At 63.1% G+C, this 2,347-nt stretch carries 3 protein-coding genes; all 3 read left to right on the forward strand.

The genetic code is table 11. From position 1 onward, the window contains the following. Window positions 1–1,437, forward strand: a 1,437-nt coding sequence (locus tag EOA79_RS31500; protein WP_164894050.1) for a mechanosensitive ion channel domain-containing protein, incomplete at its 5' end; no start/stop codon positions are given. A gap of 142 nt (window positions 1,438–1,579) precedes the next feature. Next, on the forward strand, window positions 1,580–1,843 hold the full coding sequence (locus tag EOA79_RS31505; protein ID WP_066999629.1) for a hypothetical protein: 264 nt from the start codon (window positions 1,580–1,582) through the stop codon (window positions 1,841–1,843). Between the two features lie 352 nt (window positions 1,844–2,195). Next, the coding region (locus EOA79_RS31510) for an FAD-dependent oxidoreductase (protein ID WP_164894051.1) at window positions 2,196–2,347 on the forward strand (152 nt) is incomplete at its 3' end.

Below are 2,347 nucleotides of genomic sequence, written 5' to 3' on the forward strand. Positions count from 1 at the left end.
GAGAGGAGGGTCTCGCCGCTGTCGCTGACGATCGCCAGGAGCTTCGTTGCCACCGTCATCGTGGGCGTCATCCTGATCCTGATGGGTGTGCTGAAGCCTTTCAGGGCGAAGGACGGCTCGTGGCGTCCGTGGCCGGCTTGGCTTCGCTTCATTGCCATCGGGCTCGGCGTCTCCACAATCGCCGCGGCACTGCTCGGCTATATCGGTCTTGCGCTTTTCGTCTCCATTCAGGTCGTCGTCACCGGCACCACGCTGATCACCGCCTATATCGGCTTCCTGTCGGCGCGGGCGATCGGCGAGGAGGGCGGCTTCGCCGACACTTCGGTCGGGCGCTGGCTGTCAGCCAATTCCAGCTATGAGGACACCGCGCTCGACCAGCTCGGCCTGGTGGTCAGCATCGCCATCAACCTGATGATCGTGCTGGTGTTCCTGCCGCTGATCCTCTTGATGTGGGGCTTCCAGCCCGGCGATATCGAAACCTGGGCCTTTAAGCTCGCAACGGGCGTGACCATCGGGTCGGTGACCATCTCGGTGCTCGGCATCCTCACCGGCATCGTCGTCTTCGCCATCGGCTATTTTCTCACGCGCTGGTTTCAGGGCTGGCTCGACGGCTCGGTCATGGCGCGCGGCAAGGTCGACACCGGCGTGCGCAATTCGATCCGGCTGGCGGTTGGCTATGCCGGCGTCGCGCTTGCAGCGCTGGTCGGCATATCGGCGGCGGGCATCGATCTTTCCAATCTGGCGCTGGTCGCCGGCGCACTTTCGCTGGGTATCGGCTTCGGCTTGCAGAACGTCGTCTCGAACTTCGTCTCCGGGCTGATCCTGCTTGCCGAGCGACCGTTCAAGGTCGGGGACTGGATCGTCGCCGGCGACATCAGCGGCACGGTCAGAAAGATAAGCGTGCGCGCCACCGAGATCGAGACGTTCCAGCGCCAGTCGGTGATCCTGCCGAACTCGAACCTCATCAACAATGCGGTCGGCAACTGGACGCACCGCAACAAGCTTGGCCGCGTCGACATCAAGGTGGGCGTCGCCTATGGCAGCGACGTCAAGCGCGTCCACGCCATCCTGCTCGGCATTGCCCGCGCCCATCCGATGGTGCTCAAGAACCCCGAGCCCTTCGTGCTGTTTGCCAATTTCGGCCCGGCTGCACTGGAATTCGAGATCCGCGTGTTCGTCGCCGACGTGTTGAACGGCAGCATCGTCCAGAACGACATCCGATTCGCGATCTTCGACATCTTCGAAGACGAGCACATCGAGATCCCGTCGGCGCCCCGCGCCGTGGTCGAGAGCAAGAAGCATGAGCCATGGCCGATCGACGACGACAAGATCGAGGCCGAATTCGCCGAACGCGAGCGGCTGGAAGCGGAGGCCGCGGCCGAGCAGGCGCGTCTGGCTAAAGCCAAGAGAAGAGGCCGCAAGCCCGACCCCGACTAGCTTTGGCGGCCGCCGAAGCCGATTGTGGCATGAATGCGGCATTCAGTTGCGGTTCACGTTACATCTCATATAAGCTCTCACGCAAAGTGCGAGAATGCCTTGCGAAATTGAACAGAGGCGGTGTGGAAACACCGGAATTGCAATGTGGAAGTCTGTCGTTGCCGCCGTCGCTTTCCTGGCCCTTAGCGGTTCGGCTTTTGCCGCCAGCGCGGTCAACAAGGACGCCCAGACGCGGACGTTGATCGTGACCGAAGGCGGCGGCAAGACCGAGCTGGCGCTGGCCGCCGGCGAGACTGTGGAGTTCTGCCCGAATGGCTGCTTCGTCACCCTGCCCAATGGTGATCTCGAAGCGCTGACCGGTTCGGAAACGGTCGAGATCTCCGGCGGCGTTGCGCGGATCAAGTAAGAACTCCTTGAATATGATCGGCACGGCCGGGCGTTTGTCCGGCCTTTTATCATTTCCGGACGCGTTACCGCCCCGGCATGATCAAGATCGAGGTCGGAGCGCTCGCCCGCGGCCGAGATCGGCCAGCTCGTGGTCAAGCTTTAAGACCGCCGGCTACCAGGTCGGCCTCCAGGCCGAGGACCATCTGGGCTTTCGCCGAGCGAAATCGCATCCCGAGCCGAGCCGGCGCGCCGGGTCGCGCGGCATCCGCGACGTGTCGCAAACAGGCGGTAGCTCAATCCGCGTCCTCTGCATATTCTGGCAATTCGAACGGGCGCCGGCGCGCCCGCTTTAGCACTTTGGAGTCGCGGGCATGGCAGAGTTTCCGAAAAAGTCGAAGGTCGTCATCGTTGGTCTTGGCGGTATTGTCGGCGCGTCGGTCGCCCATCACCTGATCGAGCGCGGTTGGGACGACATCGTGGGCATCGACAAGTCGGGCATCCCGACCGATATCGGCTCGACCTG

The organism is Mesorhizobium sp. M1A.F.Ca.IN.020.03.2.1, assembly GCF_004023205.1.
Classification (GTDB): domain Bacteria; phylum Pseudomonadota; class Alphaproteobacteria; order Rhizobiales; family Rhizobiaceae; genus Mesorhizobium.

Coding starts and splice junctions, on each gene's coding strand:
- EOA79_RS31505 (WP_066999629.1), top strand. CDS start 1,580: ATGTGGAAGTCTGTCGTTGCCGCCGTCGCTTTCCTGGCCCTTAGCGGT.